The following is a 988-nucleotide window of genomic DNA, read 5'->3' as shown; positions in this document are numbered from 1 at the left end:
ATAAGTCTCGCTAACCATCAGTGGGGGATGCAGAAAACCCCCACTGATGGAAGTCTCACTTTATGAATTTGACTTCATTTTGGACAGACTTCACCCGTTGGTGATGTTGTCCTTTTTTCATCATATGCATCGCTTCAATGCCACTCAATATAGAAACGGCTGTTTCATACGACTTGAATCCCAATATAGAACGCACACGTTTCTTAATGAAACGATGATCTTGTTCCACTATATTGTTAAGATACCGTATTCGTCTGATCTTAACGCCTTCAGGCATCATCTTTTCCTCTTTTAACTGAAAGGATACGCTGAATTTTTATCAACCGTAACGACACGTGGTGTTGTAGAATAACAAACAGCCAAGGCTTTTTTGAAAAAACGCTTGGCTGCTTTGATATTTCTAGATTTACTTAAATAAAAGTCAATCGTATTTCCTCCCGAATCGACTGCACGATATAGGTACATCCATTGATCATTGACTTTTACATACGTCTCATCGACTCGCCAAGAATCATTGGTTGGCTTAAGATGACGACGCCGTACCCGCTCATCTAATTCAGGACCATACTGATGAACCCAGCGCATGATGGTTGTATGAGCAATAGATAATCCGCGTTCTTCCATCATTTCGACTAAATCACGAAAACTGAGGTTCTATCGTAGGTACCATCTCACGGTTAATAAAATAATATAAGATTGATAATGTTTCCACTTGAATAGATTTTGCTTTTCCATACTGATCACATCCTTTTTTAGAGTAATAGTATCAGTATGTTCAAGTTTGAGAGAATACTTGCAATCAATTTAATCTTTTTGCACCAGAACCACAATTAGATAAAGGAAAAACCATTCCTGTCTAAACGAGGCCACTGAAAAAGTCCATTATTAAATTAGGCAGTTGAAAGTTCGATTATATCGAACTTTCAACTGCCTTTTTACTCTATAATGGTTTTATTAACTGTATGTAGGTGATATCCAAATGATTTCA

The 988-nt window shown here is 37.2% G+C and carries 1 pseudogene; it reads right to left on the bottom strand.

Annotation, left to right across the window (positions count from 1 at the left end):
• Positions 1 to 55: 55 nt before the first annotated feature.
• Positions 56 to 735 (bottom strand): annotated as a pseudogene (locus tag K9V48_RS28130) (IS6 family transposase).
• Positions 736 to 988: the final 253 nt, after the last annotated feature.

This window comes from Metabacillus rhizolycopersici (genome assembly GCF_020075705.1).
The sequence above is the reverse complement of the archived record's forward strand: the minus strand, read 5'-3'. Positions and strand labels throughout refer to the sequence as shown.